Source organism: Ruegeria sp. AM7 (assembly GCF_056535965.1).
The window spans coordinates 2,421,692-2,447,006 of record NZ_JBQFJE010000003.1 but is presented as its reverse complement, the minus strand read 5'-3'; the positions used below and the strand labels follow the sequence as shown (position 1 = coordinate 2,447,006).

General features: G+C 57.5%; 29 protein-coding genes. 17 read left to right on the top strand and 12 right to left on the bottom strand.

Annotated features, from left to right (window positions below; genetic code table 11):
• Positions 1 to 43: 43 nt before the first annotated feature.
• From ACR3EG_RS16170 to ACR3EG_RS16145, 6 genes are all read right to left on the bottom strand, one after another.
• Complete coding sequence (locus ACR3EG_RS16170; RefSeq protein WP_480497291.1) at positions 44 to 340, bottom strand: chorismate mutase; 297 nt, start codon at positions 338 to 340, stop codon at positions 44 to 46.
• Entirely contained in the window at positions 337 to 888 is a 552-nt protein-coding gene (locus tag ACR3EG_RS16165; RefSeq protein ID WP_209194762.1) for a GNAT family N-acetyltransferase, read from the bottom strand. Before ACR3EG_RS16165 ends, ACR3EG_RS16170 begins: the two co-directional genes overlap by 4 nt.
• On the bottom strand, positions 885 to 1,466 hold the full coding sequence (locus ACR3EG_RS16160) for a GNAT family N-acetyltransferase (protein WP_480497289.1): 582 nt from the start codon (positions 1,464 to 1,466) through the stop codon (positions 885 to 887). The genes ACR3EG_RS16165 and ACR3EG_RS16160 overlap by 4 nt, the downstream gene beginning before the upstream one ends.
• Positions 1,451 to 1,807 (bottom strand): hypothetical protein, encoded by a 357-nt coding sequence (locus tag ACR3EG_RS16155; protein WP_480497287.1) that lies wholly within the window; start codon positions 1,805 to 1,807, stop codon positions 1,451 to 1,453. The genes ACR3EG_RS16160 and ACR3EG_RS16155 overlap by 16 nt, the downstream gene beginning before the upstream one ends.
• Positions 1,804 to 3,309 (bottom strand): signal recognition particle protein, encoded by a 1,506-nt coding sequence (gene ffh / locus ACR3EG_RS16150; protein WP_480497285.1) that lies wholly within the window; start codon positions 3,307 to 3,309, stop codon positions 1,804 to 1,806. The genes ACR3EG_RS16155 and ffh overlap by 4 nt, the downstream gene beginning before the upstream one ends.
• 207 nt (positions 3,310 to 3,516) lie before the next feature.
• A complete protein-coding gene (locus tag ACR3EG_RS16145; RefSeq protein WP_480497283.1) occupies positions 3,517 to 4,035 on the bottom strand; it encodes a hypothetical protein in 519 nt (172 codons plus the stop codon).
• Positions 4,036 to 4,122: 87 nt separating this feature from the next.
• Between ACR3EG_RS16145 and ACR3EG_RS16140 the strand changes: the two genes are divergently transcribed.
• A complete protein-coding gene (locus ACR3EG_RS16140; RefSeq protein WP_480497282.1) occupies positions 4,123 to 4,653 on the top strand; it encodes a prolyl-tRNA synthetase associated domain-containing protein in 531 nt (176 codons plus the stop codon).
• On the opposite strand, the gene ACR3EG_RS16135 is transcribed toward ACR3EG_RS16140, so the two are convergent.
• The gene (locus tag ACR3EG_RS16135) at positions 4,654 to 5,394 is read right to left on the bottom strand and encodes an aspartate/glutamate racemase family protein (RefSeq protein ID WP_480497280.1); all 741 of its coding nucleotides are present in this window, start codon (positions 5,392 to 5,394) and stop codon (positions 4,654 to 4,656) included.
• A 66-nt stretch (positions 5,395 to 5,460) separates the two neighbouring features.
• Positions 5,461 to 6,042: an FMN-dependent NADH-azoreductase gene (locus ACR3EG_RS16130; RefSeq protein ID WP_170755007.1), complete on the bottom strand. Its 582-nt coding sequence runs from the start codon at positions 6,040 to 6,042 to the stop codon at positions 5,461 to 5,463.
• Positions 6,043 to 6,160: 118 nt separating this feature from the next.
• Between ACR3EG_RS16130 and ACR3EG_RS16125 the strand changes: the two genes are divergently transcribed.
• The 3 genes from ACR3EG_RS16125 to ACR3EG_RS16115 are packed head-to-tail and all read left to right on the top strand — an operon-like array spanning position 6,161 to position 8,413.
• A complete protein-coding gene (locus ACR3EG_RS16125) occupies positions 6,161 to 7,039 on the top strand; it encodes a LysR family transcriptional regulator (RefSeq protein ID WP_480497278.1) in 879 nt (292 codons plus the stop codon).
• Positions 7,036 to 7,956 (top strand): DMT family transporter, encoded by a 921-nt coding sequence (locus ACR3EG_RS16120; protein ID WP_480497276.1) that lies wholly within the window; start codon positions 7,036 to 7,038, stop codon positions 7,954 to 7,956. The genes ACR3EG_RS16125 and ACR3EG_RS16120 overlap by 4 nt, the downstream gene beginning before the upstream one ends.
• Positions 7,957 to 7,999: 43 nt before the next feature.
• Positions 8,000 to 8,413 (top strand): universal stress protein, encoded by a 414-nt coding sequence (locus ACR3EG_RS16115; RefSeq protein WP_480497274.1) that lies wholly within the window; start codon positions 8,000 to 8,002, stop codon positions 8,411 to 8,413.
• 1 nt (position 8,414) lies between these two features.
• Here ACR3EG_RS16115 and ACR3EG_RS16110 read toward each other — a convergent pair whose 3' ends face one another.
• A complete protein-coding gene (locus tag ACR3EG_RS16110; protein WP_480497272.1) occupies positions 8,415 to 8,750 on the bottom strand; it encodes an ArsR/SmtB family transcription factor in 336 nt (111 codons plus the stop codon).
• A 231-nt stretch (positions 8,751 to 8,981) separates the two neighbouring features.
• Here ACR3EG_RS16110 and ACR3EG_RS16105 point away from each other — a divergent pair, with 231 nt between their 5' ends.
• The 7 genes from ACR3EG_RS16105 (at position 8,982) to ACR3EG_RS16075 (ending at position 13,423) form a co-directional block, all read left to right on the top strand.
• Positions 8,982 to 9,314, top strand: a complete 333-nt coding sequence (locus tag ACR3EG_RS16105; protein WP_480497270.1) for an AtpZ/AtpI family protein — start codon at positions 8,982 to 8,984, stop codon at positions 9,312 to 9,314.
• A 2-nt stretch (positions 9,315 to 9,316) separates the two neighbouring features.
• Positions 9,317 to 10,075 carry a F0F1 ATP synthase subunit A gene (locus ACR3EG_RS16100; RefSeq protein WP_170356118.1) on the top strand — a complete coding sequence of 253 codons (759 nt, stop codon included), beginning with the start codon at positions 9,317 to 9,319 and terminating at the stop codon, positions 10,073 to 10,075.
• A gap of 69 nt (positions 10,076 to 10,144) precedes the next feature.
• A complete protein-coding gene (locus tag ACR3EG_RS16095; protein ID WP_005981269.1) occupies positions 10,145 to 10,369 on the top strand; it encodes a F0F1 ATP synthase subunit C in 225 nt (74 codons plus the stop codon).
• 86 nt (positions 10,370 to 10,455) lie between these two features.
• The gene (locus tag ACR3EG_RS16090) at positions 10,456 to 11,007 is read left to right on the top strand and encodes a F0F1 ATP synthase subunit B' (protein ID WP_480497268.1); all 552 of its coding nucleotides are present in this window, start codon (positions 10,456 to 10,458) and stop codon (positions 11,005 to 11,007) included.
• 5 nt (positions 11,008 to 11,012) lie between these two features.
• A complete protein-coding gene (locus ACR3EG_RS16085) occupies positions 11,013 to 11,573 on the top strand; it encodes a F0F1 ATP synthase subunit B (protein ID WP_170356120.1) in 561 nt (186 codons plus the stop codon).
• A 91-nt stretch (positions 11,574 to 11,664) separates the two neighbouring features.
• Positions 11,665 to 12,480, top strand: coding sequence for a hypothetical protein (locus tag ACR3EG_RS16080; protein ID WP_480497266.1), 816 nt, complete (start codon positions 11,665 to 11,667; stop codon positions 12,478 to 12,480).
• Positions 12,481 to 12,571: 91 nt separating this feature from the next.
• Positions 12,572 to 13,423, top strand: a complete 852-nt coding sequence (locus ACR3EG_RS16075; RefSeq protein ID WP_480497264.1) for a glycosyltransferase family 2 protein — start codon at positions 12,572 to 12,574, stop codon at positions 13,421 to 13,423.
• A gap of 35 nt (positions 13,424 to 13,458) precedes the next feature.
• Here ACR3EG_RS16075 and ACR3EG_RS16070 read toward each other — a convergent pair whose 3' ends face one another.
• The gene (locus ACR3EG_RS16070) at positions 13,459 to 14,223 is read right to left on the bottom strand and encodes an FCD domain-containing protein (protein WP_480497262.1); all 765 of its coding nucleotides are present in this window, start codon (positions 14,221 to 14,223) and stop codon (positions 13,459 to 13,461) included.
• A gap of 146 nt (positions 14,224 to 14,369) precedes the next feature.
• Between ACR3EG_RS16070 and ACR3EG_RS16065 the strand changes: the two genes are divergently transcribed.
• The 4 genes from ACR3EG_RS16065 (at position 14,370) to ACR3EG_RS16050 (ending at position 20,013) form a co-directional block, all read left to right on the top strand.
• A complete protein-coding gene (locus ACR3EG_RS16065) occupies positions 14,370 to 15,563 on the top strand; it encodes an aminotransferase-like domain-containing protein (RefSeq protein ID WP_480497260.1) in 1,194 nt (397 codons plus the stop codon).
• A gap of 41 nt (positions 15,564 to 15,604) precedes the next feature.
• On the top strand, positions 15,605 to 16,012 hold the full coding sequence (locus ACR3EG_RS16060; protein ID WP_480497259.1) for a hypothetical protein: 408 nt from the start codon (positions 15,605 to 15,607) through the stop codon (positions 16,010 to 16,012).
• Positions 16,013 to 16,152: 140 nt separating this feature from the next.
• A complete protein-coding gene (locus ACR3EG_RS16055; protein WP_480497257.1) occupies positions 16,153 to 19,608 on the top strand; it encodes a chromosome segregation SMC family protein in 3,456 nt (1,151 codons plus the stop codon).
• 54 nt (positions 19,609 to 19,662) lie between these two features.
• A complete protein-coding gene (locus tag ACR3EG_RS16050; protein ID WP_170755031.1) occupies positions 19,663 to 20,013 on the top strand; it encodes a hypothetical protein in 351 nt (116 codons plus the stop codon).
• Positions 20,014 to 20,353: 340 nt separating this feature from the next.
• Here ACR3EG_RS16050 and ACR3EG_RS16045 read toward each other — a convergent pair whose 3' ends face one another.
• Positions 20,354 to 21,052, bottom strand: a complete 699-nt coding sequence (locus ACR3EG_RS16045) for a class I SAM-dependent methyltransferase (protein WP_353391630.1) — start codon at positions 21,050 to 21,052, stop codon at positions 20,354 to 20,356.
• 165 nt (positions 21,053 to 21,217) lie between these two features.
• On the opposite strand from ACR3EG_RS16045, the gene ACR3EG_RS16040 reads away from it, so the two are divergent.
• Positions 21,218 to 22,288, top strand: coding sequence for a glycosyltransferase (locus ACR3EG_RS16040; protein ID WP_480497254.1), 1,071 nt, complete (start codon positions 21,218 to 21,220; stop codon positions 22,286 to 22,288).
• 188 nt (positions 22,289 to 22,476) lie between these two features.
• Positions 22,477 to 24,282 (top strand): hypothetical protein, encoded by a 1,806-nt coding sequence (locus ACR3EG_RS16035; protein ID WP_480497252.1) that lies wholly within the window; start codon positions 22,477 to 22,479, stop codon positions 24,280 to 24,282.
• A 19-nt stretch (positions 24,283 to 24,301) separates the two neighbouring features.
• Here ACR3EG_RS16035 and ACR3EG_RS16030 read toward each other — a convergent pair whose 3' ends face one another.
• On the bottom strand, positions 24,302 to 25,315 hold the full coding sequence (locus tag ACR3EG_RS16030) for an Ldh family oxidoreductase (RefSeq protein ID WP_480497250.1): 1,014 nt from the start codon (positions 25,313 to 25,315) through the stop codon (positions 24,302 to 24,304).

Sequence of the window (25,315 nt, the reverse complement as noted above, 5' to 3'; positions counted from 1 at the left end):
TGACCGGTCACGGACCGGGTATTCTATGGGTGGAAACGACGGGTTATTCCTGATGTTTCCGGTGGTGTCGGATGACTTCCTGAATGATGAAATTCAGAAAAGCCTTGGCGAAGTCGGGGTCCAGATCGGCCTCTTTCGCCAGGTCTTCAAGCCGAGCGATCTGCGCAGCTTCGCGCGTGGGATCGGACGGGGGAAGGTCGTGCTCGGCCTTGAGCTTGCCCACGGCCTGCGTGTGCTTGAACCGCTCGCCCAGCGTATAGACAAGGATCGCGTCCAGCCGGTCGATGCTTTCGCGATGCCCTTTCAGCAGCGTGGCGGCTTGTGCTACGGGGTCGGTCATTGGGCGGTCCTCTCAGCCGTCAAAGCAGGGTCGGAAATGTCGAGCTTCGGGTGACGCCAGACCTGGCAGGGTGTGCCAACGACTTCGCCTTCACGCTCATAAGTGGCACCAAGCCGTTTCGCCAGCGCGCGCGAGCGGTCGTTGTCATGGGCAATATACGAGATCGGAGCGTTCACGCCGTTGTGGCGCGCGGCATAGGCGCGGGCGGCAGATGCAGCCTCAAACGCGATGCCTTTGCCTTCGAACCCACCCAGAACGACCCAGCCGAGTTCGGGTTCATCCCAGCCAGGCGCGTTAATGATGCCAGTCCAGCCTGCAAACGCATTGCTGGCTTTGTCGACGATATGCCAGCCGCCATAGCCCAGAACCGCCCAGTGACCGAACCGACCCATGAACGAGCGCCAAGTTTCCAACGCCGTTTTCGGCCCACCGACCATATGGCTGCGCTCTGTTTCAAAGAACGCTGTCATGGCGGGCAGGTCATCAGCCTGCGGCGCACGCAGGATCAGGTTTTCCGTCTCGACAGTCGGGATCGTGTAGGAGGTCATGCGTAAGCCTCCATCCCGCCATTCACCAGATCGGCAGGGGCAGGGTGCCGCCAGACCTGCATCGCGCCAAAGGCTGGGTGGTCATAGGTGTAGTCAAACTTGGCGCCCAATCGGTCTGCGACGGACTTACTGGCAGTGTTTTCCGGGGCAATCATGGAAACGGCTGTTTCCCATCCCAAGACATCGTAGGCATGAGACCGAGCAGCCAGCGCCGCCTCGGTCGCATAACCTTTGCCGGTTGCGTCGTTCATCAAGGTCCAGCCGATTTCGGGTTCCGGCCAACTATGCGGAAACCACAGGCCAACGTGACCGACATATCTGCCCGTCTCTTTTTCTTCGACACCCCAGAACCCGTAGCCACGTATGACCCAATGCCCCAAAAGCTGAGCCAACAAGCGCCAGGTTTCATCCGGCCGCTTCGGTCCGCCCAGAAATTTCGACGCATCCGATGCGAAAAATTCCGCTTCGGCGTCGAAATCAGCCTCGGACGGTGCGCGCAATATAAGGCGCTCAGTCTCTAGCTTGGGGATATGAAGGGTCGGGGTTGTCACGTCATCGGTCTCTAGACTGCGGGGCATTCATCCAGACCAAAGACAAACGCACTGCGCGCGCCGCCCGGAATCTGCTCGATATCATCGCTCAGGATCGTCACATCCCGACAGCCTGTCACACGCCGCAACTCGGTGTCGGCCAGCGCGAACAGCTTGCCATATCCAATGCTGCTGCCGGTTTCGGTAAAGTTGACCTCAGCCTCATAGGCCCGAGCGGTGACGTCTGCAGGGATGCCGCTTAGCACGGTGCGATACTCGCCCCGTACAGGACCGTCCGGAGCAGTGTCCAGGTCAATGGTTACAAGATCTCCGCAGCCGGCAAGTGCGACACAGGCGATCAAAGGAATGTATTTCATAGTGCGGCTCATTTTTTCTTCCCGAACCCGCTAAGCCCCGGAGGCAGGGCCATGCCGCCGCCCATTCCGGGCATGCCGCCGGGCATCTTGCCCATAGCCTTTGCCGCCTGTTCCAGCGCTTTGGGGTCCATGCCTGCGGCCATGTCCTCAGGCGACGGGCCGCCTTTGCCGAACATGCCCTTCATGGCCTGTTTCAGCATCTTGCCTTTGCCCATCTTGCCCATCTTCTTCATCATGTCCGACATCTGCCGGTGCATCTTGAGCAGCTTGTTGAGGTCGCTGACCTCCATCCCTGAACCGGCCGCGATCCGTTTCTTACGGCTGGCCTGCAACAACTGAGGATTGGCGCGCTCACGTTTGGTCATAGACTGGATCAGGGCGATCTGCTGGCGCAGGATCTTGTCGTCCAGCCCGGCCTGATCCATCTGCTTGGCCATCTTGCCCATGCCCGGCATCATGCCCATCATGCCCTGCATGCCGCCCATCTGGATCATCTGTTCCAGCTGCATTTTCAGGTCGTTCATGTTGAACTGACCTTTGACCATGCGCTTCATCATGCGCTCGGTCTGTTCGATCTCCATCGTTTCCTGGGCTTTTTCGACCAGGGCAACAATGTCGCCCATGCCCAGAATACGTCCCGCAATCCGGTCCGGCTCGAAGGTCTCAAGCGCGTCCATCTTCTCGCCCAGACCGACAAAGCGGATGGGCTTGCCGGTGACTGCGCGCATCGACAGGGCCGCACCGCCGCGCCCGTCACCGTCCATCCGGGTCAGAACCACGCCTGAGATGCCGACCTTGGCGTCAAACTCCTCGGCGACCTCAACAGCGACCTGACCGGTCAGGCCGTCGACCACCAACAGGGTCTCACGCGGATCAACCACGTTGCGGACCTGCTCGACCTCGTCCATCAGGACTTCGTCGATATGCAGACGGCCCGCGGTGTCGAGCATATAGACGTCATAGCCGCCCAGCGTCGCCTGCTGCTTGGCGCGCTTGGCGATGTCGACCGGCTTCTGGCCGGGCACGATCGGCAGCGTGTCCACACCAACCTGCGTGCCCAGTACGGCCAGCTGATCCATCGCCGCCGGGCGATAGACGTCGAGCGAGGCCATCAGAACCTTCTTGCCCTCTTTCTCTTTGAGGCGTTTCGCCAGCTTACCGGTCGTGGTCGTCTTGCCCGAGCCCTGCAGGCCGACCATCAGGATCGGGGCAGGCGGGTTGTCGATCTTCAGCTTGCCGGGGTCTTCCTCGCCGCGCAAGGTATCGACCAATGCATCGTGTACGATCTTGACGACCTGCTGGCCCGGCGTGATCGATTTGGTGACGGCCTGACCGGTTGCCTGATCCTGCACTTTCTTGACGAAGGCGCGTGCCACCGGCAGCGAGACATCGGCCTCAAGCAGAGCAACGCGAACCTCGCGCAGGGCGGTTTTCACGTCTTCTTCGGACAGGGCGCCTTGCTTGGTCAGCCGATCAAAGACGCCGGAAAGGCGTTCGGATAGATTTTCAAACATGCCTTCGGCCTCCTTAGCCGGTTATCTGGTGGCGCCTCCTAGATAGGATGCGTCGGTTAAATGCACAAACGCCCCCTCCCACTGAATTAGACGTGGGGGTCATGCCAAATGGCATTGCCCCCACGGGCGAAACTCGCTGGTGGGGGGCGATCCCTGAACGAATCAAGGGACCGGAAGATCAGAGGCTTCCGGATGTTTGAAGGGGCTTTAGGCCGATTGGCTGTCAGAGTCAACCGCTCGCGCCGGAAGCCAGTCATTGACCGCATCCACCAGCCGCTGCGCCCCGTGCCCGCTTACATAGGCTTCGACAATCGGGTGTCGGCCTGCACTCATGCCCTTTTCCAGGATCAGAACGGGTCGGTGCATCTTGGACGTGGTTCTGTCGCGGGTCGATGTGGTGGTTTCCATCTCGGCATGGGACAGGTTCGACAACTCATGTTCCACGGTGTCATAGCCAAAGACGGATTGGCGGCGGATCAAAACGCTGTTGCTGGGTCGATCCAAAATCACCTGTACGCGCCGCACAAAGACGCAGAAAGCGCCGATGCCCATCCCGCCGCCAAACACAGCAAAGAACAGACCGAACAGAATGCCCTCGCCGCCTTCGGTTGCCATGAACAGACCAGCGCCGACAAAGGCAAGGATGAAGAGGATCAGTGAGATGCCGATGAACCAGGGTGTATTAGAAAGGATCAATTGGTTCGGAGTATTGCGCGTGACTTTCATGGCGGTACGGTAGCACTGAATTCCGACGCTGTCTGGCTTGAATTTGTCCGCACGTTGCGCGATGAGCACGCCAAACAGGAGATACCCATGGACGCATCATCCGCCTTTCAGGACACATTACCGCTGAGTTCCGACGCGCTGCTGGCGCAGCTGGACGATTGGGGCCTGACTTATACGCTGCACAACCATGTGCCGCTGCGCACGGTTGAGGATTCAAAGGCGGTCGAGGATCAGTTCATGGTGCCCGGCGAAAACGCGTTGCGGGTCAAGAACCTGTATCTGCGCGACAAGAAAAAGCGGAACTATCTTGTAACGCTGGAGCAGAACGCCGAGATCGACCTTAAGGCGTTGGGGGCTGAACTGGGTGTCGGTAACCTGTCCTTTGGGTCGGCGGATCGTTTGCTGCAGAACCTTGGTATCCGTCCCGGCGCGGTGAGCCCTTTGGCGATGATCAACGGGGTGCAGAACGAGGTACGGTTCTTCATGGACGGCGCAGCCAAGCAGGCGGATGTCATCTATATGCACCCGCTGGTCAATGACCGCACCGTTGCAATGCCACGGGACGATCTGCTGGCGTTTTGTGATCGTATCGGGGTCGAGATTAACTGGTTGCCCTGATCAGTCCCCTAGCGCTTGGGCCAAGGCGGCCGAGACATGTGCTGCGGAAGGGTTGATGAAAAGATGCCCGTCTGCCTCAAACACCGGATCGTCCAGATGATTGGGGAAGGCTAACGGCAGTTCGGTGCAGGCCAGCAGGATCGCGGTGCCAGTGCGCGCATGTTTGTTGCAGAACGCAAGCAAACGGGCATGCGCTTCGTCGGACGCCCCACCGTAAAAGTCGCTGTCGATCATCGCTTGCATCTCGGCGATCTCGGCGTCGGGCAGCCGCTTGTTGGCGACAACGCCATGTTCGGCCAGCTTTTCGGCATAGTTGGTCGCTTCCATCGTGACGGTTGTTCCCAGAACCAGCGCTTCAGAGGCTTTGGTGCGCGCTGTCACCTCTGCAGTGGCGTCGAAAATACTGAGAATCGGCATCGCCACGCCTTGTCGTATCGAATGAAGTCGAGCGTGGGGGGTGTTGGACGCGATGATGCCGAAATCACATCCGGCCCGCTCCAACGTCAGCAGTGCCTCGCGAAAGACTGCGTCGAAGGCCGACCAACTCTCCTCGTCCCCGGCGATACCGCGCAAAGCGCGCGTTTTGGCCTGCGTGACGGATTCGATGGTCATCGGAGGGATGGGCAGCGGAGATATATGACCCCGTTCAGCGAAATGGCGGCTCGCGCCCTCGGCAATGGCGCGGTAGTAGTCCACGGTCGAGGCCCAGCCCACACCGCCCAGAATTCCGATTTTTTTCATGCCCGGTGTCCAGTCTGCAATTGTCTGTTCAGGTGCAGACTGGACGTTTTAGGGCGTAACGGTCAATCAGGCCGCCAATTCCGAAACAGCCTTTTGCGCGTTGCTAAGGGTCGTTTCAGCGTCCAGTGCCATTTTATCGGCTGCGATGACGTCGACATTATGAATGCCGATGAAGCCCAGAACATGCTTGGCATAGTCGGTGGCAAAGTCGATCTCGGACCCGACTGCGGTGCCGCCAGAAGCGATGGCCAGAACTGCGCGTTTGCCATCCAACAGTCCCTTTGGGCCGTTTTCACTGTAGGAAAAGGTCAGTCCGGCGCGGGCGACAAGGTCGATCCACGCCTTGAACGCCGCAGGCACCGAGAAATTATAGATGGGCAGGCCGATCACGACCGTATCGGCCTCTTGCAGTTCCGACACCAGAGCGTCGGAAAGGGATAGAAGGTCACGCTGGACCGCGTCGCGCTGATCAGCGGGAGTGAAATTGGCATTGATCCACGCTTCGGTCAGTAGCGGTAGCGGAGTCGCTAGGTCGCGGCGGATGATACGGCTGGCACCGAGGTGCTTGACGATACGGTCAGAAAGGTCACGGGTCGTTGACCCTGTTCGGCGGGCCGAGGCGTCAATGTGCAGAACTGTCTTGGTCATGATGGCCTCCTTCAGGCGGTGAATTCTGTGTCTGGTCCCAATATGAATGTTGCGTTGATGAACAAAACTCTGATATCCCAACAGCAAGTGTTAAAATTTGCACAATGGACAAGATGCAATGGACAATTGGGATGAAGTGAGAACCGCGTATCAGGTGGCGCGCATGGGGACGGTCAGCGGTGCCGCCGAAGTGTTGGGCGTTCACCACGCCACCGTTATCCGCCATATCGACGCGATCGAGGCGCGGCTGGGGGTCAAACTGTTCCAGCGCCACGCCCGTGGATACACGCCGACCGAGGCGGGCGACGACCTTCTGCGCGTGGCGCAAGCGACCGAAGATCAGTTCAACCAGTTGGTTGGGCGCATGAAAGGCCGCGGAGATGACGTATCCGGAGAACTGGTGGTGACTTCTCTGTCCTCTTTGGCGCCGTTGGTTGTGCCGGTGCTGAGCACATTCCAGCGCCTGCATCCTGATCTGATCGTCCGCTATCTGACCGGTGACCGTCTGTTCCGGCTGGAATATGGTGAGGCACATGTGGCGATCCGCGCCGGGTCGGCGCCGGATCAGCCCGACAATGTTGTGCAGCCATTCATGAAACAAGAGGTCGGCTTATACGCGAGCACGGCTTACATCGAACGTCACGGCAAACCAGCCGGGGTCGAGGGTTTTGCCAGCCATTTCTTCGTCAGCACCGATGATGAAACCAGTCGCGCGCCGTTTTCGCGTTGGTTGCGCGAAACGGTCCCTGCTGATCGCATCACTTTTCGCTGCACCAACAATTTCTGCATCCGCGAGGCCGTTCTTTCTGGAGCAGGCATTGGTTTCATGGCGCGGTGGGAGGCTGCCCGTGACCCCAATCTGATCGAGGTGATCCCGCCGCTGTCCGAGTGGTTCGGCAACCTTTGGCTGGTGACGCATGTGGATTTGCACCGCACGACCAAGGTGCAGTCGTTCCTTTCCTATCTGAAAGAGCAATCCAAAGGCTGGCAGCCATGACCCCTCAGGCGCGTGGCCATTTGGCCATGCTGGTTTTTTCTGCCTTGGTCGCGGGCAGTTTCTCACTGGGCTCAATGATTGCCAACCAGATCTCGCCCGAGGCGGTCACTGCCGTGAGGTTTGCAATTGCGGCCATCGTGATCGGGGCAACAGCGTTGATGACCACAGGCTTGCCGCGCAGCGCTGCGCAAGCTCCTTGGCGTTACCTGGTGCTGGGCGGACTTTTTGCGACCTATTTTGTTCTTATGTTTCACGGGCTGAAAACCGCCCCTCCGGTCAGCGCGGCTGCGGTTTTCACCCTGACTCCGGTTTTGTCAGCGATCGCCGGATGGTTTCTGTTGCGTCAGGTCACCACGCCAAGGATGGCACTGGCGCTAAGCATTGGTGCCGTTGGGGCGCTTTGGGTGATCTTCCGGGCGGATTGGCAAGCGTTCATGGCTTTTCAAATCAACAAGGGCGAGGTCATTTATTTCTGGGGGTGTATAGCTCATGCTGTTTATACGCCGATGGTGCGTAAACTGAACCGCGGCGAACCCGCCGTGGTGTTCAGTTTCGGAACCATGGTGGCAGGTTGCCTGCTTTTGACGATCTATGCGTGGTCCGACATTCGCGACACCGACTGGGCCAACCTGCCCATGATTGTGTGGGTCGGGTTGCTGTATCTGTCGATCTTTGCGACCGCCGCCAGTTTTGTTCTGGTCCAGTTTTCGGCCCTGCGTCTGCCGTCGGCCAAGGTTATGGCCTATACTTATCTTGTCCCCAGTTGGGTAATACTCTGGGAAATCGCGCTGGGTAATGGAACCCCCACCGCGTTAGTTCTGATAGGTGTTGCCTTGACTTGCGTCGCTTTGCTGATGCTGCTCAGGCCCGAGGAGCAGCCAGAGGGAAATCAGAGCATTGAGGCAGATCAAAGCTAATACATGCAATTTTCCCTATGCTTAAGTAGAGGAGGGTTGGATCATGTACTCACACATCATGTTTCCTGTGGATCTGCATTTGCCGCCAGAGGTTCGCAAAGCTGCGGATGTCGCCGCAGAAGTTGCAAAATGGCAGGCCGCCAAGATCACGGTGGTCAGTGTTACGGGAACCCAGCCCGGCGATCTTGTACAAACGGACGCCACAGTAAACCAAGAACTCAAGGCTTTTGCCGAACAACTGTCGACAAACAGCGGATCCGAAGTCGCATTTCGCAACATTCATTCAGTTGACGTGGCGGCTGAGGTGGATGGTGACTTGGCCCGCGCAGCTGAAGAGATCGGTGCCGATCTGATTGTCGTGGGCACCCATGCGCCACGTATCACGGACTATATCTTTTCCAGTCACGCCGGGTATCTGGCCAATCACGCAAAAATGTCGGTCTTTGTAGTCAGGTAAGTTACGGCTCTTCAGAAGCGGGCAATTGGCTTTCCAGAAACCGTTCGAATGCATCCAGATTGACCGGCTCGAATTGTCCGAACCCCTGCATCCAGACCGAGGCCGACCGTAGCGCGTCGGGTTCCAGCTTGCACCATTTTACCCGGCCGCGTTTTTCCTGGCTGATCAGTCCAGCCTTTGTGAGGATCATCAGATGCTTCGAGATTGCGGCCAGTGACATCTCGAACGGTTCGGCAACATCGGTGACGGCCATGTCATCCTCCAGCAGCATCGCAAGGATGGCGCGGCGGGTGGGGTCGGCAAGGGCCGCGAAAACGGTATCGAGATCACTGGACATGCTTCCGCTCAATCACAGCGGTATGCTTTGGTCAACCATTTGGTTGAATATGGAAGATCCGGTCCATTCAAGCCCCCGCAGGATCAACGGGTGCGTCTACGGAGGGGCAGTGGAAAATTTTAGCAATTAAAATCAAGGCATTAAACATAATTTGAGTGCGACCTATACACCGTTGACTCTATGCCCGCATCGCCTTAGCACCCTACCCAAGACTGTGCGAGGGAAACGCCCGTGACCGATGATGACCAAAAGCAGCGTATGGCGCAGCTGGAGGCCAAGATCGACGCGGCAAAAAAGGCCAAACAGCCCCCCAAACGCGCAGACGGTGACATATCCGGTGGCGAGCTTGCCTGGAGGATGGTCATCGAAATGGTATCCGGTCTGGGGATCGGGTTTGGCATCGGATACGGGCTGGACAGCCTGTTCGGGACGATCCCGATCTTTCTGGTGCTGTTTACATTGCTGGGCCTTGTCGCGGGCGTGAAGGTAATGCTCCGCAGCGCGAAGGAGGCTCAAGAGAAACAAACGGCGGCGACGGCCGCCGAGAAGGACGAGAGGGACTGAACGTGGCAACTGAGACCACCGCAGCAGAAGGCAGCAGCCTGGTATTCCACCCGATGGACCAGTTCATCGTCAAACCGTTGTTCGGCGACGGTGCGGTGGGCATGTTCACCATTACCAACGTGACGCTGTGGCTGTTCTTTGCGATCGTTGCGATTGTTCTGCTGTTGATCGTTCCGACCTCGAAGCGTGCGATTGTTCCGACCCGGATGCAGTCGGTGGCCGAACTGGCCTACGGCTTCATCTACAAGATGCTGGAAGACATCTGCGGCAAGGAAGGCGTCAAGTTCTTCCCCTATGTCATGACCCTGTTCATGTTCATCGTGACCGCGAACTTCCTGGGCCTGATCCCGACCTCGTTCACCACCACATCGCATTTCGCCGTGACCATCCCGCTGGCGCTGGCTGTCTTCCTGACCGTCACCATCCTGGGCTTTGTAAAGAACGGCGCGGGCTTCCTGAGCCTGTTCTGGGTCTCCAGCGCGCCGATGGCGCTGCGTCCGATCCTGGCGATCATCGAGCTGATCTCGTACTTTGTGCGCCCGGTCAGCCACTCCATTCGTCTGGCCGGTAACGTCATGGCGGGCCACGCGGTGATCAAGGTGTTCGCAGGCTTTGCCGCGATTGCCGTGATCTCGCCCGTGTCGGTTCTGGCGATCACCGCTATGTACGGTCTCGAGGTCCTGGTGGCCTTCATTCAGGCCTACGTATTCACCATTCTGACCTGTGTTTACCTCAAGGACGCTCTGCATCCGCATCACTGATTGGGTCTTGCACCCAGCACAGGAACGATAACCCAACATCGAAACTTCCAATTCGTAAGGAGAAACATCATGGAAGGCGATCTCGCACACATCGGCGCAGGCCTGGCAGCAATCGGTTCCGGCGCAGCCGCAATCGGGGTGGGCAACGTGGCAGGCAACTTCCTGGCCGGCGCCCTGCGCAACCCTTCGGCGGCTGCTTCGCAGACCGCAACCTTGTTCATCGGTATCGCATTCGCAGAAGCTCTGGGGATCTTTGCATTCCTGGTCTCGCTGCTGCTGATGTTCGCCGTCTAATCTGCGGAACCTGATCCTTACGCGCAGGTGGGCCCAAGCCATAGCGGCCCACCTGTTGTAAAGACAACGTTCCGACGGAGGACATCATGGCGACTGAACCCCTAGCCAAAGAAGTAGCAGGCACCTGTGTTGACTCGTATGGGTCGGCCATCGGGATGCCGCAGCTCTGCTTTGATTGGTTCCCCAACCAGATTTTCTGGCTGGTCATCACGCTGGTCGTCATCTTTCTGGTCCTGTCCCGCGTGGCTCTGCCCCGCATCGCGGCAATCCTGGCTGAGCGTCAGGGGACCATTACAAATGACCTGGCTGCGGCCGAAGATCTGAAGGCCAAGGCGGTCGAGGCCGAAGAGGCCTATAACAAGGCGCTGGCCGATGCCCGTTCTGAGGCACAGCGTATCGCAGCGGAAGCCCGCGCCGAAATTCAGTCTGGTCTGGATGACGCGATTGCCAAGGCGGATGCTGAAATCGCTGCAAAAGCGGCTGAATCGGAAAAGGCAATTGCCGAAATCCGTGCCGGTGCGCTGGAAAGCATTCAAGTGGTTGCCAAGGATACGGCAGCTGAACTGGTTACAGCACTGGGTGGTGAGGCGGATGCCAAAGCCATCGACGGTGCCGTTGACGCGCAGACGAAAGGATAAGTGACATGCGGAATACTCTTGCCCTTATCCTGACCCTCGGCGCTGCCAGCCCCGCGCTGGCCGCAAGTGGCCCGTTCTTCTCGCTTGGCAACACCGACTTTGTGGTTCTGCTGGGCTTCATCGTGTTCATCGCGGTTCTGTTCTACTTCAAGGTGCCCGGCATGATCGGTGGCGCGCTGGACAAGCGGGCGGAAGGCATCAAGTCCGAACTGGACGAAGCCCGCGCCCTGCACGAAGAAGCGCGTAGCTTGCTGGCCTCATATGAGCGCAAGCAACGCGAAGTGCAGTCTCAGGCGGATGCCATTGTGGCCGCTGCCAAGGACGACGCGGTACTGGCGGCCGAACAAGCCAAGGTCGATCTGGAGAAGTCCATTGCCCGTCGTTTGGCGGCAGCACAGGACCAGATCGCATCGGCGGAGGCTTCTGCCGTGAAAGAGGTGCGCGATCAGGCCATCACCGTTGCTGTTTCCGCAGCCAACGCGGTTCTGGCAAAGCAGATGACGGCTACGCAGGCCAACAAGCTGATCGACGCGGCCATCGCGGATGTTGGCGAAAAGCTGCACTGACCGCTGAACATAATTCGAAACCTTGACCCGAAAGCCCGCTTTCGGGTCAAGGCGCTTTGAAAGACCCCTCGCCTGAATTGCTGGAATTTTGATGAACATTCTCGGCATTGTTCGAAATGGTGGAGAATCTCTGACCGCAACGCTCTTGCGCATTGAACAGCTGCGGGCACACCTTGAGAGCAGTCGCGTGATCATCGCGACCAACGATAATAAAGACAATACCGACGATATCCTACAAGACTACGCGGCTAAGAACGCGGGTGTTGATGTGCTCTTTCTGGACAGTATGTCGGACCTGTTCGATGAACGCGTCGAGCGTATTTCCGTCGCCAGAAATGCAGTTCTTGAACATCTTCTTGCCACTAATCCGGTCCATCGTTTGACACTGGTTCTTGATATGGACGGGCCCAATACGCAGATGGAACCAAGTCAGGTGTTGAACGCGGCGGCGCGTCAGGTGCCAGAATGGGACGCTGTGTTTGCCAACTCATTGCCTGCCTACTATGACCTATACGCGCTGCGATGTGCGGGCTGGTGCGATCAAGACCCATGGCGAGAGCTTACGGCGCTAAAGCGACCACGGATGTTGCGCAGTGTCTGGTGGCGACGGATGCAGCGGAAAATCATCTATAATCGTCAATACTCAATACCAACCGACGCGCCTCTGATTGAGGTGGAGAGTGCTTTCGGCGGGTTGGGCTTGTATAAGACCGAAGCTTTGCGCGGTGCGACGTACCAGCCACGGGATGAGACCGGTCAAATCACCTGCGAGCATACGACTCTGCATCATTCGCTGCGAAGCGCGGGAAAACGTCTTTTTATTGACCCCGGTCTTATGACTTTGGCACAGACCGAGCATATGGGCCCCGGCAGCGGAAAGCGCATTCCAAAGAAGCTGTTGCAATGATCAGATTGTCAGAAATGATGCAGTCGCACAGAAACCCTTTTGCTGCACCAATGTTGCTTGGTCTTGGGTGGTAGGATTACGCATGACGAATATGCCCAAGATAAGCCTGGTCGTTCCAAACCTGAACTGCGCCGAATTTCTTGAGCAGACCATTACGTCAATTGTCAGCCAGTCTTACCCCAATCTTGAGTTGATCTTGTCGGATGGGGGAAGCACAGACGGGTCGCTTGATATTGTCGAAAAATATCACGGGGCATTCACACACATCATATCCGAGCCGGATACAGGGCAGGCCAACGCGGTCAACAAGGGGTTTGCTCTCGCCACTGGCGAGGTCATGGGATGGATCAATTCCGATGATGTCCTAATGCCGGGTGGGCTCGGACTTGTTGGGTCTCTTTTTGCGCTAAAGTCAAAGTTGGACTGGGTGACGGGCAAGCTCACGACGATAGACGAGGCAGGACGTATCTTGGCCTCTCGACGCCCAAGACCAATTTCATATCAACGGTTTCTTGCGGGCGACTATCAGTGGGTGCAGCAAGAGTCGACATTTTGGCGACGCAGCCTTTGGGACAAAGCCGGAGGACAACTTGACGAGCGCCTGTCCTTGGCTGTGGATGGCGAACTTTGGCTGCGGTTCTCACGCTACGCTGAACTGATCCCCGTTCACGACAAGATCGGTGCGTTTCGGTTCCGCACAGGCCAACGTTCAGAAGCAATAGACGCCTATCATGCAGAAATGCTGGCTGTAATAGCCAATGAAAAGCAGAGTGCAGATAGCCTTGACGCCGTTACGAAATCCGTTCTGGCCGCGCCTACCAAGCTGCGGAGTTTGTCCGAAGCTGATAGCAGTTTTCCCGGACTGACCGATTGCGATCCAAAACCGATAAAGAACGTGAGTCTTTGGAAGCACAGGTTTGCACGAGCTATTCGCAAGCTGTGACCATTGCTGAAACTCAGGCGGTGCGGCGTACCAGGTCAGCGTGTTTCGTGATCCAGCCGTTGCCTTGCGATTTCTTCGTTCCGTAAGGCTTTTTGGTGATCCTGTGTGCATTGCTGAACGAAACTCAAGTGTCTTTGGACGGCTTCGCGGGCACCTTCTGGGTCACGCGCCTGTAGCGCGGTATTGATCGCTCGATGCTGGTCCAAGATGGCTTCTCGGGTTGTGCGCTGATTGAACATCATTTGGCGGTTGTAAAAGACGCCCTGTCGTAACAGATCGAACATCGACCGCATCATATGCAGCATCACGACGTTGTGGCTGGCCTCGATGATGGCCATGTGGAATTGGGCGTCCAGATTAGCCTCATCTTCCGGCGCATTGCGGGCATGGGCGGCCTCCATCTTTTCAAAGATCGTCTGGACGACTTTCAAGTCGCTTTCAGATCCCATTCTCGCTGCGCGCTCAGCTGCCAAGCCCTCCATATCCCGTCGGAATGAGAGATAATCGAAAACAGCCTCTTCATGGCTGCCGAACAATCGGATCAGAGCAGGGGAAAACGCCGAGCCCAAGACCTCGGCGACGTATATCCCCGAGCCTGCTTTGGCCGTCAGCAACCCTTGTTCTTGCAGTTCCGATATCGCATCCCGCAGCGACGGTCGCGACACGCCCAGCCGCTCGGCCATTTCACGCTCGGCAGGAAGTCGTTCACCCGGACGCAGGATACCCCGAAGGATCAGCAGTTCGATCTGTCGAACCACCGCGATCGATAGCTTTTCGGTCTGAATTTTTTGAAAGGGCATCGGGACACTTTTCCAGATTGGTCAAATCATATGACCACGGATTCAGGCCCGATTCAAGAATGCCTAGAAAGGACATAACATTACTAGGTCAGCAATATTGACATTAATGCATTATCTATTACGCTGCCTCTAAACGGAGGAGCCTTATGTCAACGCCAGATTTGTTTGCGACCAGGGCCTCACGGATGAAAGCCTCAGAGATTCGTGAATTGCTGAAGCTGCTGGATCAGCCGGGGATCATCTCGTTTGCCGGGGGTATTCCCGACCCGGCTTTGTTTCCTGCCGATGCCTTTGCCAATGCGTTCCAATCGTGCCTTGGGGATGGGTCTCATGCGCTCCAATACTCGGTCAGTGAAGGATATCTTCCCCTTCGTGAATGGCTTGTCGGACATATGCAGCAGATCGGAATCAAATGTTCCGCGGAAAACATCCTGATCACCTCGGGTTCGCAGCAAGCGCTGGATTATTTAGGAAAACTTTACCTGTCCCCCGGAGATACGGCTTTGGTTGGCTGGCCGACCTATCTGGGCGCAATCAATGCCTTCGACGCATATGAGCCCCGTTTTGATCGGTTGGACTTGAAGGCGAACCGCCGGGCGGCTGAATATGCGGCTGCATCCGGTGATGGTGACGTCAAATTCGCTTATTTGTCCCCAGATTTCGCAAACCCGACGGGTGAAACTGTTGACCGCGCTGCACGTGAGACGCTGCTTGATCTGGCTGAAGACCTGAATATCGCAGTGATCGAGGATGGCGCGTATCAGGCCTTGCGCTATGACGGTGAAGATATTCCGCCGGTTCTTGCCTTGGAGCTTGCCCGAAAGGGAACGATCGAGGCGTGCCGGACAGTCTATTGCGGCAGTTTTTCGAAGACACTGTCGCCCGGTTTGCGCGTGGGTTGGGTTGTTGCTTCGCGAGAGGTCATTTCGCAGTTGGTTTTGATCAAACAGGCGGCCGACCTGCATTCGCCAACGATCAATCAGATGTCGATTAACGAAGTAGCACGTGCTTGTTTCGACACGCACATCTTGCGTGTGCGCGCAACGTATCGCAGGCGGCGCGATGCGATGCTGGACGCTTTGCGGCGGGAAATGCCCGAAGGGGTGCAATGGACCAAGCCCGAAGGCGGAATGTTCGTCTGGTTGACCTTGCCCCAAGGACATGACGGAGCCGATCTTTTGTCACGGTCGTTGGAAACGGTACAGCTGGCTTTTGTACCTGGGCGCGCATTTTTTCCTGATGGCTCGGGTCGGAATACAATCCGGTTGAGTTTTTCCAACTCGGACGAGGCCACGATACGAGAGGGTATTAAACGTCTGGGTCAGGTTCTGCGCCACTAGTGGAAAGGGTTTGTTAACCATTCCACCTCACCATAGAGAACATGATCCGATACTTCGCCCTGCTGGTCCTTGCTGCATGTTCGGCGGGCACGCCTCATTTCCGCGATGTGCCCGCGACGCGTGTGGCGGTGAATGGTAGCGTCTTTGATGTGCGCGTGCGCGATGATCTGGCCGAAGCAGTACGGGTGAACATGCAATACGCCCCGCGGCTCGGGCCGATCCGTGGTCGCGCTGCTCAGGCGATGGCACAGGTGTCGGGGTGCCCAATTCTGGATGTGCTGGGCGATGCAGCTGTAACGGTTGGGGTGTTGGGTTGTGACCGAGAGGCGGGTGAGCGCTTGCTGCAGACTGCGGTGGCCATCCCGAACTACGAATGCGTGGACACAGGTATTTTCGATCACATCGGCGATGGCTACGGTTATCAGGTGTTCGAGTGTACTGCCTACTGACATACGCGAATTCCTGCGTATTTTGCCAAGATATTGTGGATAACTCGGGCTGATATCCCATATCCTGCGCAAGTTCGTTGACTCGACCCCAATCCGTTGCGCAGACTTCCAGCGTATAGGAATCACGGGACTCATTGCCTTTGCGTTTTAGCAAACTCAAACTCACCGGCTTCAAAAGCTTTGTCGATCCGACCGATCTGATTATCGCGGACGGGCTGACCGGTGTGGTGGGACCGAATGGTTGCGGCAAGTCCAACCTGTTAGAGGCGCTGCGCTGGGTGATGGGCGAAAACCGCCCCAAATCCATGCGCGGCGGCGCGATGGAAGATGTGATTTTCGCTGGGGCGGCCACGCGGCCCGCGCGCAACTTTGCCGAAGTGGTCCTGACCATGGACAACTCGGAACGGCTGGCGCCTTCGGGGTTCAATGACACCGATCAGTTGGAGATCATCCGCCGGATCACCCGCGATGTGGGCAGTGCCTACAAGACCAACGGCAAGGATGTGCGGGCGCGCGATGTTCAGATGCTGTTCGCGGATGCCTCAACGGGGGCGCATTCACCCGCGCTGGTAGGGCAGAACCGGATCGCCGAGCTGATCAACGCTAAACCTCGCGCTCGTCGCCGTATTCTGGAAGAGGCCGCCGGGATCTCGGGTCTCTATCAACGTCGGCATGAAGCCGAGCTGAAGCTGAAGGGCACGGAATCCAACCTGACTCGCGTTGATGACGTGTTGGAGCAATTGGGCACGCAGCTGGCGCAATTGGCGCGTCAGGCCCGTCAGGCTGCGCGCTATCGCGAGATTGGTGAGCTGTTGCGGCAGGCCGAAGGGATGCTGCTGTACCGCCGCTGGAAAGAGGCTGACATGGCCCGCCAGCAGGCCGAGGACAAGCTGCGCGACCGGATTACTGAGGCCTCGCGCGCCGAGGCCGAGGCGCGCGCCGCCGCCGCCAAACGTGCCGAGATTGAGGAAGCCCTGCCGCCCCTGCGCGAGGAAGAGGCCATCGCTGCGGCCGTGCTGCAACGTCAGCAGGTGCAGCGCGATCAGCTTTCCGATCAGGAAACCCGCGCGCGTCAGACGATCGAAACCCTGACCAACCGTATTCAACAACTTGGCAATGATATCGAGCGTGAAAGCGGTTTGAACCGTGACGCGGGCCAGATGATCGAACGGCTGGAATGGGAAGCCCGCGAGCTGGCCAAGGCGGCTGAAGGTCACGATGACAAGGTGGCCGAGGCGGCGGAAATCGCGCGTGAGGCGGCTTCGGTGCTGCAGGATCGCGAGGATCACCTCTCGCAGCAGACCGAGGATATGGCCCGTCTGGTCGCCCGTCACCAATCGGCGCAGCGTTTGGTCGAGGACAGCCGCAAAACGCTGGCCCGGTCCGAGGGCGAAGAAGAAAAGGCGCGCGGTGCCGTGAATGAGGCGCGTGAGGCGTTGACCCGCGCAGCCGAGGCGTTCGAGGCCGCGCAAGAGGGTGAAGAAGAAGCCCGCGAGGCGGCCGAGGTCGCCGAAGAAGCGCTGGCTGCCGCGGATGAGCTACGCAGCGAAACGCAGGCACGTGAGGCCGAGGCGCGCGCGCAACGGTCCGAGGCAGAGGGTGAGTTGGGGGCCATTCGGGCTGAGACCACCGCTTTGGCCAAGCTGGTTGAACGCGACACCGCTGAGGGCGGGCAGGTGATGGACCTGCTGCGCGTCGCTCCGGGCTATGAAAAGGCGCTGGGTGCCGCGCTGGCGGATGATCTGCGCGCGCCTTTGGTCGACGGTGACGGGCCGTCGGGCTGGGTGGAGGTCGTGGGTTACGACGCGGATCAGCCCTTGCCTGAAGGAGCTGAGCCTCTGGCGCTGCATGTGTCGGGGCCGGACCGCCTTAGCCGTCGGATCGCGCAGATCGGATTGGTTGACGGGGACCAAGGCGCGCGGTTGCAGGCCGCGTTGAAACCCGGCCAGCGGCTGGTGTCGCGCTCGGGCGATCTGTGGCGCTGGGACGGGTTCCGCGCCTGGGCCGAGGACGCGCCGAGTGCAGCCGCGCTGCGGCTTGAACAGCTAAACAAGCTGGAAGCGTTGAAACAGGAACTCACCCGGACCGAGGCGCAGGCCGATGGCGCGCGGGCGGCACATGAGGCCCTGTCGCAGCAACTGGCCGACGTGACCGAGGCTGACCGCCGTGCGCGCGACGCCCGACGGTCCGCCGATCAACGTATGGCCGAAACTGCACGCGCGCTCAGTCGGGCCGAGGCGGATCGCAACCTGGCGCAGGGCAAGCTGGAAACCCTGACGCTGGCCGTCGACCGCCACAAGGAAGACGCCATGTCCGCCCGCGCCCAATTGCGCGAGGCCGAGGGCGCGCTGGCTGGTTTGGGCGATCTGGACAGCGCCCGTGCGCAGGTCGAAGACATCAAACAAACGGTCGAAGCCGCTCGGATCACCATGCTGACCCATCGCTCGACCCATGACGAATTGCGCCGCGAGGGCGAAGCACGGACCCGTCGCAGCCAGGAGGTCAAGAAAGACCTCAGCGGCTGGAAGCACCGGTTGGAGACGGCGGAAAAACGCATCTCGGAACTGGCTGAACGCAAGGAAAGCTCTGAGGAGGAGCTGACCGACGCGATGGCCGCCCCCGGCGAAATCGCTGAGGCGCGCGAGGAACTGAACGAGCTGATCGAAACCGCCGAAGCGCGCCGGGCAGAGGCTGCTGACAAGCTGGCCCAAGCCGAGGCTCAGCAGCGCGAGTGGGTGATGGCCGAACGTGATGCGGAACGTCTGGCCTCGGAAGCGCGCGAAAGCCGGGCCGCCGCCGAGGCGCGCTGTGACGCCGCCAAGGAAAGCGTGACCGCCGCTGCGGAACGCATCGCCGAGGATCAGCAGCTGACCCCGAACCAGTTGTTGAATCAGCTGGACGTGAACCCGGACCAGATGCCCGCCGCCGATGCGCTGGAGGCCGAGGTCAACCGCCACAAGCGTCAGCGCGACGCGATGGGTGCCGTGAACCTGCGCGCCGAAGAGGATGCGAAAGAGGTTCAGGAAGAGTTCGACACTCTGAACACCGAAAAGGCCGATCTGGAAGAGGCGATCAAAGCCCTGCGCAGCGGCATCGCCAGTCTCAACCGTGAGGGGCGCGAGCGGTTGCTGACCGCATTTGAACAGGTGAACTCGAACTTTGCCATGCTGTTCAAACACCTGTTTGGTGGCGGTGAGGCCAATCTGGTCATGGTTGAAAGCGACGATCCGCTGGATGCGGGGCTTGAGATTATGTGTCAGCCACCGGGCAAGAAACTCTCGACGCTCAGCCTGCTCTCGGGCGGTGAACAGACTCTTACTGCAACCGCGCTGATCTTTGGTGTGTTCCTTGCCAACCCCGCGCCGATCTGTGTGCTGGACGAGGTCGATGCGCCTCTGGACGATGCTAACGTGACGCGTTTCTGCGACCTGCTGGATGAGATGTGCCGCCAGACCGACACGCGGTTCCTGATCATCACCCACCACGCGGTGACGATGGCGCGGATGGACCGGCTTTTCGGTGTGACCATGCAGGAACAGGGCGTTAGCCAGCTGGTTTCGGTCGACCTGAAAAAGGCCGAACAGATGGTCGCCTGATCTGTCACTGCAACGTTATGCCTGTTGCAGAGCAGTTCGGTCTAGACTGACTTTATGACGCGCTTTTTGATCCTCGCCTTGCTGAGTGCTGGCCCCGCCCTTGCCGCCGAATGGCCCACCAAACCCGGAGACGTCCCCCTGTCGCCCGAGGAACTGGACGCTTTGGCCGGACGCACGTTGACATTTTTTGATGACGGTCAGGCCAAATTCTCGGCCGGAGGGGCCTATTCCTACACCTACGCCAGCGGAGACGCCGCTTTTGGCACCTATTCCATCGCCGAGGACGGCAGCGTCTGCATCGCTTACCGCAACGGGTTCGGTCGCTGCGATCTGTACGTGCGCAGCGGCGACCGGCTGATCCTGATTGACGAAAAAGGGGATCGATATCCGGTCCGGCCGGAATGAACCGGATCGGGTGTATCCCTGTTCACATGCCTTTCGGCCACGAAACAAACGAACAAGACGCCCTTGGCGGATACTCGGTCTGAAGGAAATCGCTTCATAGGTATCGGTTGACCCGAAGCGCAGGGACTTTTTTCCAAGTCGTTAGTGCTTGTTGAACGAACCGCTGTCGGAGGCCCTGGTTTCCGCGCATTGCAGCTCCAAACCACGCTTTCAGCTGAGCATTATGCTTTTCAGCATAATTGGGTGGGTTTCAGGTGTGGATATGATGCGCGCTGTGTGTTGAATTGGCATTTCCCGCGCTGTTCTACTCAACAGGCTTTGCGAGAGCTAACCGTTTTTCTTAACTGGTTATATCTTCGCGGTAGTAAATGTCGCGCCCGATATCAATACAAACAAAGTCATCCGGAACCGGAATCATCGCGCGTAGAAACGAATGTGGGTAAGCGAAGAAATTGAAGTGTGGATTGAAAGTATACAGGTATTCTCGTTCGCGCGGAACGATTATAATCAGTCTCTTTCGCGTGATGCGACGTAGTTCGGCAATTGCTGCGCGGTAATCCAGAATATGTTCGATGACATGCGTGCAAACCACGTTGTCGAATTCACCGTCCTCAAAAGGCAGTTCCTCGATGCGAGCTGAAATGCCTTCGATCCCTTCCAATGCGGCGGCATCATCTACAACGAAATCTACGCCAACCTTACGGGTCAGGCCGGGGCGACGCTCAGCCAGTCTGGTCAGTAGCGCACCGGTGCCACATCCGACATCGCAGATTGATCCTTCGACCAGTTCTTGTGCAATCTTGTTGATACACTTGTCAGAGCAGTCAGTCTCGTCATGAACCCTTGGATGTTCGCGGTAGAGTGCTTCGTACTCATCATTGGTCAGAAAAGGGGCGCGACTACGGAAATCGGCAAGACGCGATATGTGCTTTCCCCAGGCTAATTCGGCCAGAATGCGGAACAAAGCGGAGTCTCGAACAAACGCGGGAAGGATGTCCTCGAGAACGAAGCGCAGTTTGTTGGTTGTTTCTCGTCGCATTGGGTTTCGGCTTGGATTTGGTCAATTACCACATCCGTTATACGTCCGATCCGAAGTGGGTCCAGAGGCTGGCGATCTTCATGGACAGAAGAGGAAGCGATCGAATGCATTTGCTGCGATTAGGCAACATTCTTCCGCGACGGGAGCCTGCTAGCGGCAAACGTCTTGCTGAACAGCATTGCCAGGCCCAACCTGCAACCGCATTTGGACACGGGACTTGTTGTTTTGAAAACTGTAGAACCCGAAAGGACTCTGCCTGCCAGCTTGCGAGTGGCGGTGATATTGCCAAGTTACAATGAAAGTGTGGCCATCGGTCCGACAGTGTCAGCATTTCAGGATGCTTTGCCAGATGCTACCATTTATGTCTTTGACAATAATTCTACTGACAACACGGCGCAGGTGGCCAGAGAAGCAGGCGCCGTTGTAGGGTTTGAAGCCAGTCCGGGGAAAGGAAGCGTTGTCCGCCGGATGTTGGCCGACATTGACGCGGACGTATATGTCATGGCTGATGGCGATGCCACCTATGACGCGGCCAGCGCACCGGCCCTGATAGAGCGGCTCGTGTCCGGGAATTTTGACATGATCACCGGAAATCGGAGCAGTACAGAGCAAGCGGCCTACCGTCCAGGTCATCGGTTCGGAAATCGAGTTTTAACAGGTTTGGTTGAATGGTTATTCAAATGTAAGGTCGGAGATCTGCTTTCAGGATACCGCGTGTTCAGTCGCCGCTTTGCAAAGACTTTTCCTGCTCATTCCCGTGGTTTCGACATCGAAACCGAATTAACGGTTTTTGCGTTGCAACTCAGGCTTCCGATTGATGAGATGGACACTCCCTATCGGGCTCGCATGGAGGGTTCGAACTCCAAACTATCCTCTGTTGCCGACGGTTTTAGGATTCTGCGAATGATCGGGCTGATGCTGAAGGAAGAAAAGCCTATGCAGTTCTTTTCAGTGATCGCAGCGTGTGCATTTCTGCCGTCTCTGGTGGTTTTTGCCTCGGTCTTCCGGGAGTTTCTGGAGACTGGCCTTGTCGAACGAATTCCGTCACTGTTTACGGCGCTTTCAGGTTTCGTGATCGCAGTTTTGTCCTTTGTTTGCGCTGTGCTTCTTGACACTGTTGCGCGGGGGCGAAGGGAAGCGCGACGCATTGCTTACCTTAGCTATCCGCCACCTTGGAATTCTTCTGCCTCGACGTGGTCGGACCTTACCGAAACAAGATCAGACGCGGGGCAATGAAATTGAACGCCAATGCTGAAATGGCGGCAGGTGTCAGGGGGAATTCTGGAAATAATAATTTAGTATCAATTTGTTGAGCCGTCATCCTGTAAGCGGAAAAACTGATGGCAAGGCCAAATGACATTGACCTAGGTGATAGCGCGTCAAATACCGCCTACCCTTGTGCGATGATCCGAACAGGTGAGGATATGCACGAAAAACAAAAAGCAACTGACGCCTCAGGTGTAATCGCATTTGTAGTGTTTTTTTCACTCGTTGCGGTGCGGCAGATATTGCGCGCGCCCGAAGCGACAGAGTTGTTGCTGGATCTCGACAACGATGCCGCCATGCGTCTTGTCATAGTGCGCGATTTTTTGGCAGGGCAGGGATGGTTTGATTTGGTGCAATACCGTCTTGGGGTTGATGGCGGTACGCTTATGCATTGGTCGCGCTTGGTCGACTTGCCGATTGCCGGATTGATTTTACTTTTCGAAGTTTTTTTTGATCGCGCCTATGCCGAGTACCTCGCTTTGCTCATTTGGCCACTTGTCACACTTGCGGCGGCTATGTTGGTATCCGCAAAGATCATGTTTGCTTTGGCTGGTGGTTCCGCGCTTTTTTATACTGCCGTTTTGTTCAGTATCATTATCGGCTTTGACGGAAGGTTCCAGCCGGGAAGTATCGACCACCACAACGTCCAGATGGTTCTATTGCTGACTGCACTTTTGGCAATGGTCTCACCATTTGGAAGTATCAGGCGTTTGATTGCCGGCGGCTTTGCGATTTCGGTCAGCCTAGCCATTGGTATCGAAAACCTTCCTCTGCTAGCCGTGATATGTTTTTGCATTGCCGGTGCTTGGGTTTACCACGGTAAATCCCGACAAAGGCAGGTCATGTACATATGTGCGGGAATTGGCTTGGGCATGTGCGTGATTTTCCTGCTGTCAGCTCCTGCTGCGGCTTATGCGGGCGGGTTTTGTGATGCGTTGTCGCGCGACCTTGCAGCCCCTGTCATTCTGAGCAGTGGTACTCTTTACATTCTTGCCTTTAAAACACCCGAACGTGCATGGCAAAGGGTGTTGTGTCTTGCTTTTGCCTTTGCAGCTGTAGGGTTAGTGTCAATCGCGTTTTTTCCAGCGTGCACACAAAACCCATTGGATGGGCTTGACCCAGACCTAAAAGTATTTTGGCTGGACCATGTCTCTGAAACAGGCGGCCTGCTCGATATTATCAACGGTGTCGCTGGGTATAACGATGTCTATACCGTGTATTACGTCGCAGGGTTCTTTGGTCTGCTGGCTAGTCTATTCCAAATCAAGGCGGATCGGACCAGGCGCACAGAGTGGATATCATTTTCTATCCTGCTCGGCGTAGCTTTGGCGATTACTGTGTATCAGATTCGTGGTTCTCTTGGCCTGTTGGTACTTTCGGTGTTCCCGTTGGTGAAATGTGTTACCCAAGCGCGTTGTGTCTTACGACGCCGTTTTGGCGAGTTTTCTCTTGTACTGATATGGGTTCCTTTGCTTGCGATCTTGCCGGGGGTTTGGGGGTACGGTTTTTCGGTTTACGTCCGACTTTTCCCGACCACTGATTATGCGTCAGTACCTGAATACGGTGGGAACGTTGCTTTGGGCGAATGCTGGACGCAGGAATCAGTCGCTGCACTAGCCGGATTGCCGAAAGGTACGGTCGCGGTCAGTTGGGACTTTGGAACCAACGTTCTGGTCAACACACCCCATAGGGTTTTGGCGGCACCATATCATCGAAACGGTTCGGGAATACTGGCACAAACCCGACTTTCGATTGCCAAGGATGCGGAAACAGCCAAAGAAATAATTGAAGAACATGGCGTGACCTACGTTGTGACATGTGGCCATGACTCGGTATTGTTAGGGCTGTCTCGAATTGGGTATTCGGGATTCAGCCTGGATTTAAAATCGGGAAGTATCCCAGACTTTCTGGAGCTGATCCGAATGCCGGAAACTTCTACGATGACTGTCTATCGCGTACGCTAGCACTGCCCGGTGGTCATTTTCAAACTCCTAGAACCGCTTCGACCTTGTCCAAAGTTGCTGTGCTGACAGCTACGCCATTTGCCTGCGCTGTGGCGCGGTTGGAGGCTCGGCCGTCTCCTGGAAGGTGAGCGCCGTCCTGGGATCGGATCGCGTCAACCAATTCGCCAAGACCAGAGGCAAATGCGCCTTGCGACGTAGCCGCTGGATCAATGGCGATGAAAAACTGCCCGGTTTTGGGTGGTCCGCCAACAGTACCTGAAAACGGAGATGCGTTAAGGCCAAGAGTGGCACCCGTAAGCGCGGCAGCCAAAACCTCGGTCAATAGGGCGACGCCCACACCCTTGTAACCTCCGGACGGTGCCATCGACCCTTTCAATCCAACTGCAGGGTCTGTTGTTGGATTGCCGTCTGCGTCCAGCGCCCAGCCTACCGGGATCGGTTTGCCTTCGCGGGCGTGTTTCATGACTTCGCTTTTCGCAATGGTGCTGGCGCTTTGGTCGATCACCAGCGTAGGTTGCCCGTTCTCGCCCGGAGCCGCGATCGAGAACGGATTAGTCCCGACCACAGGTTTTGATCCCCCGGAAGGAGCGATCGAGGCTGGCGCGTTGGTGAATCCCAACCCGACCAGACCAGCCTGTGCAATCCGGAAGGTGTGATACCCCAGAACACCGCAATTATAGCTGTTGCGAATGGCGAGCGCTGCTATTCCCTGTTCGCGGGCGGCGGGCAGCAGCGCCTCGAACCCCAAATCAATCGCGGGATGCGCAAATCCCGTGGCGGCGTCCACGTTCACAACGCCCGAACGTGGGTGTGACAGCACCGGTTGGGCGGCACCATCGACTTTCCCGCATTGAACATGCTCGCAGTAGATCGGGATGTAGGCAAGCCCGTGGCTGGAGACGCCGTCTGCTTCGGTTGCAGCAGTTGCAACCGCCAAGGGGCGCGCATTTGCTTCGGTCGTACCAGCGGCAACGAGGGCGCGAAAAGCCAAATCTTCGATCTGGGTCAATGTCAGGGTGCGGGTCTCGGTCAT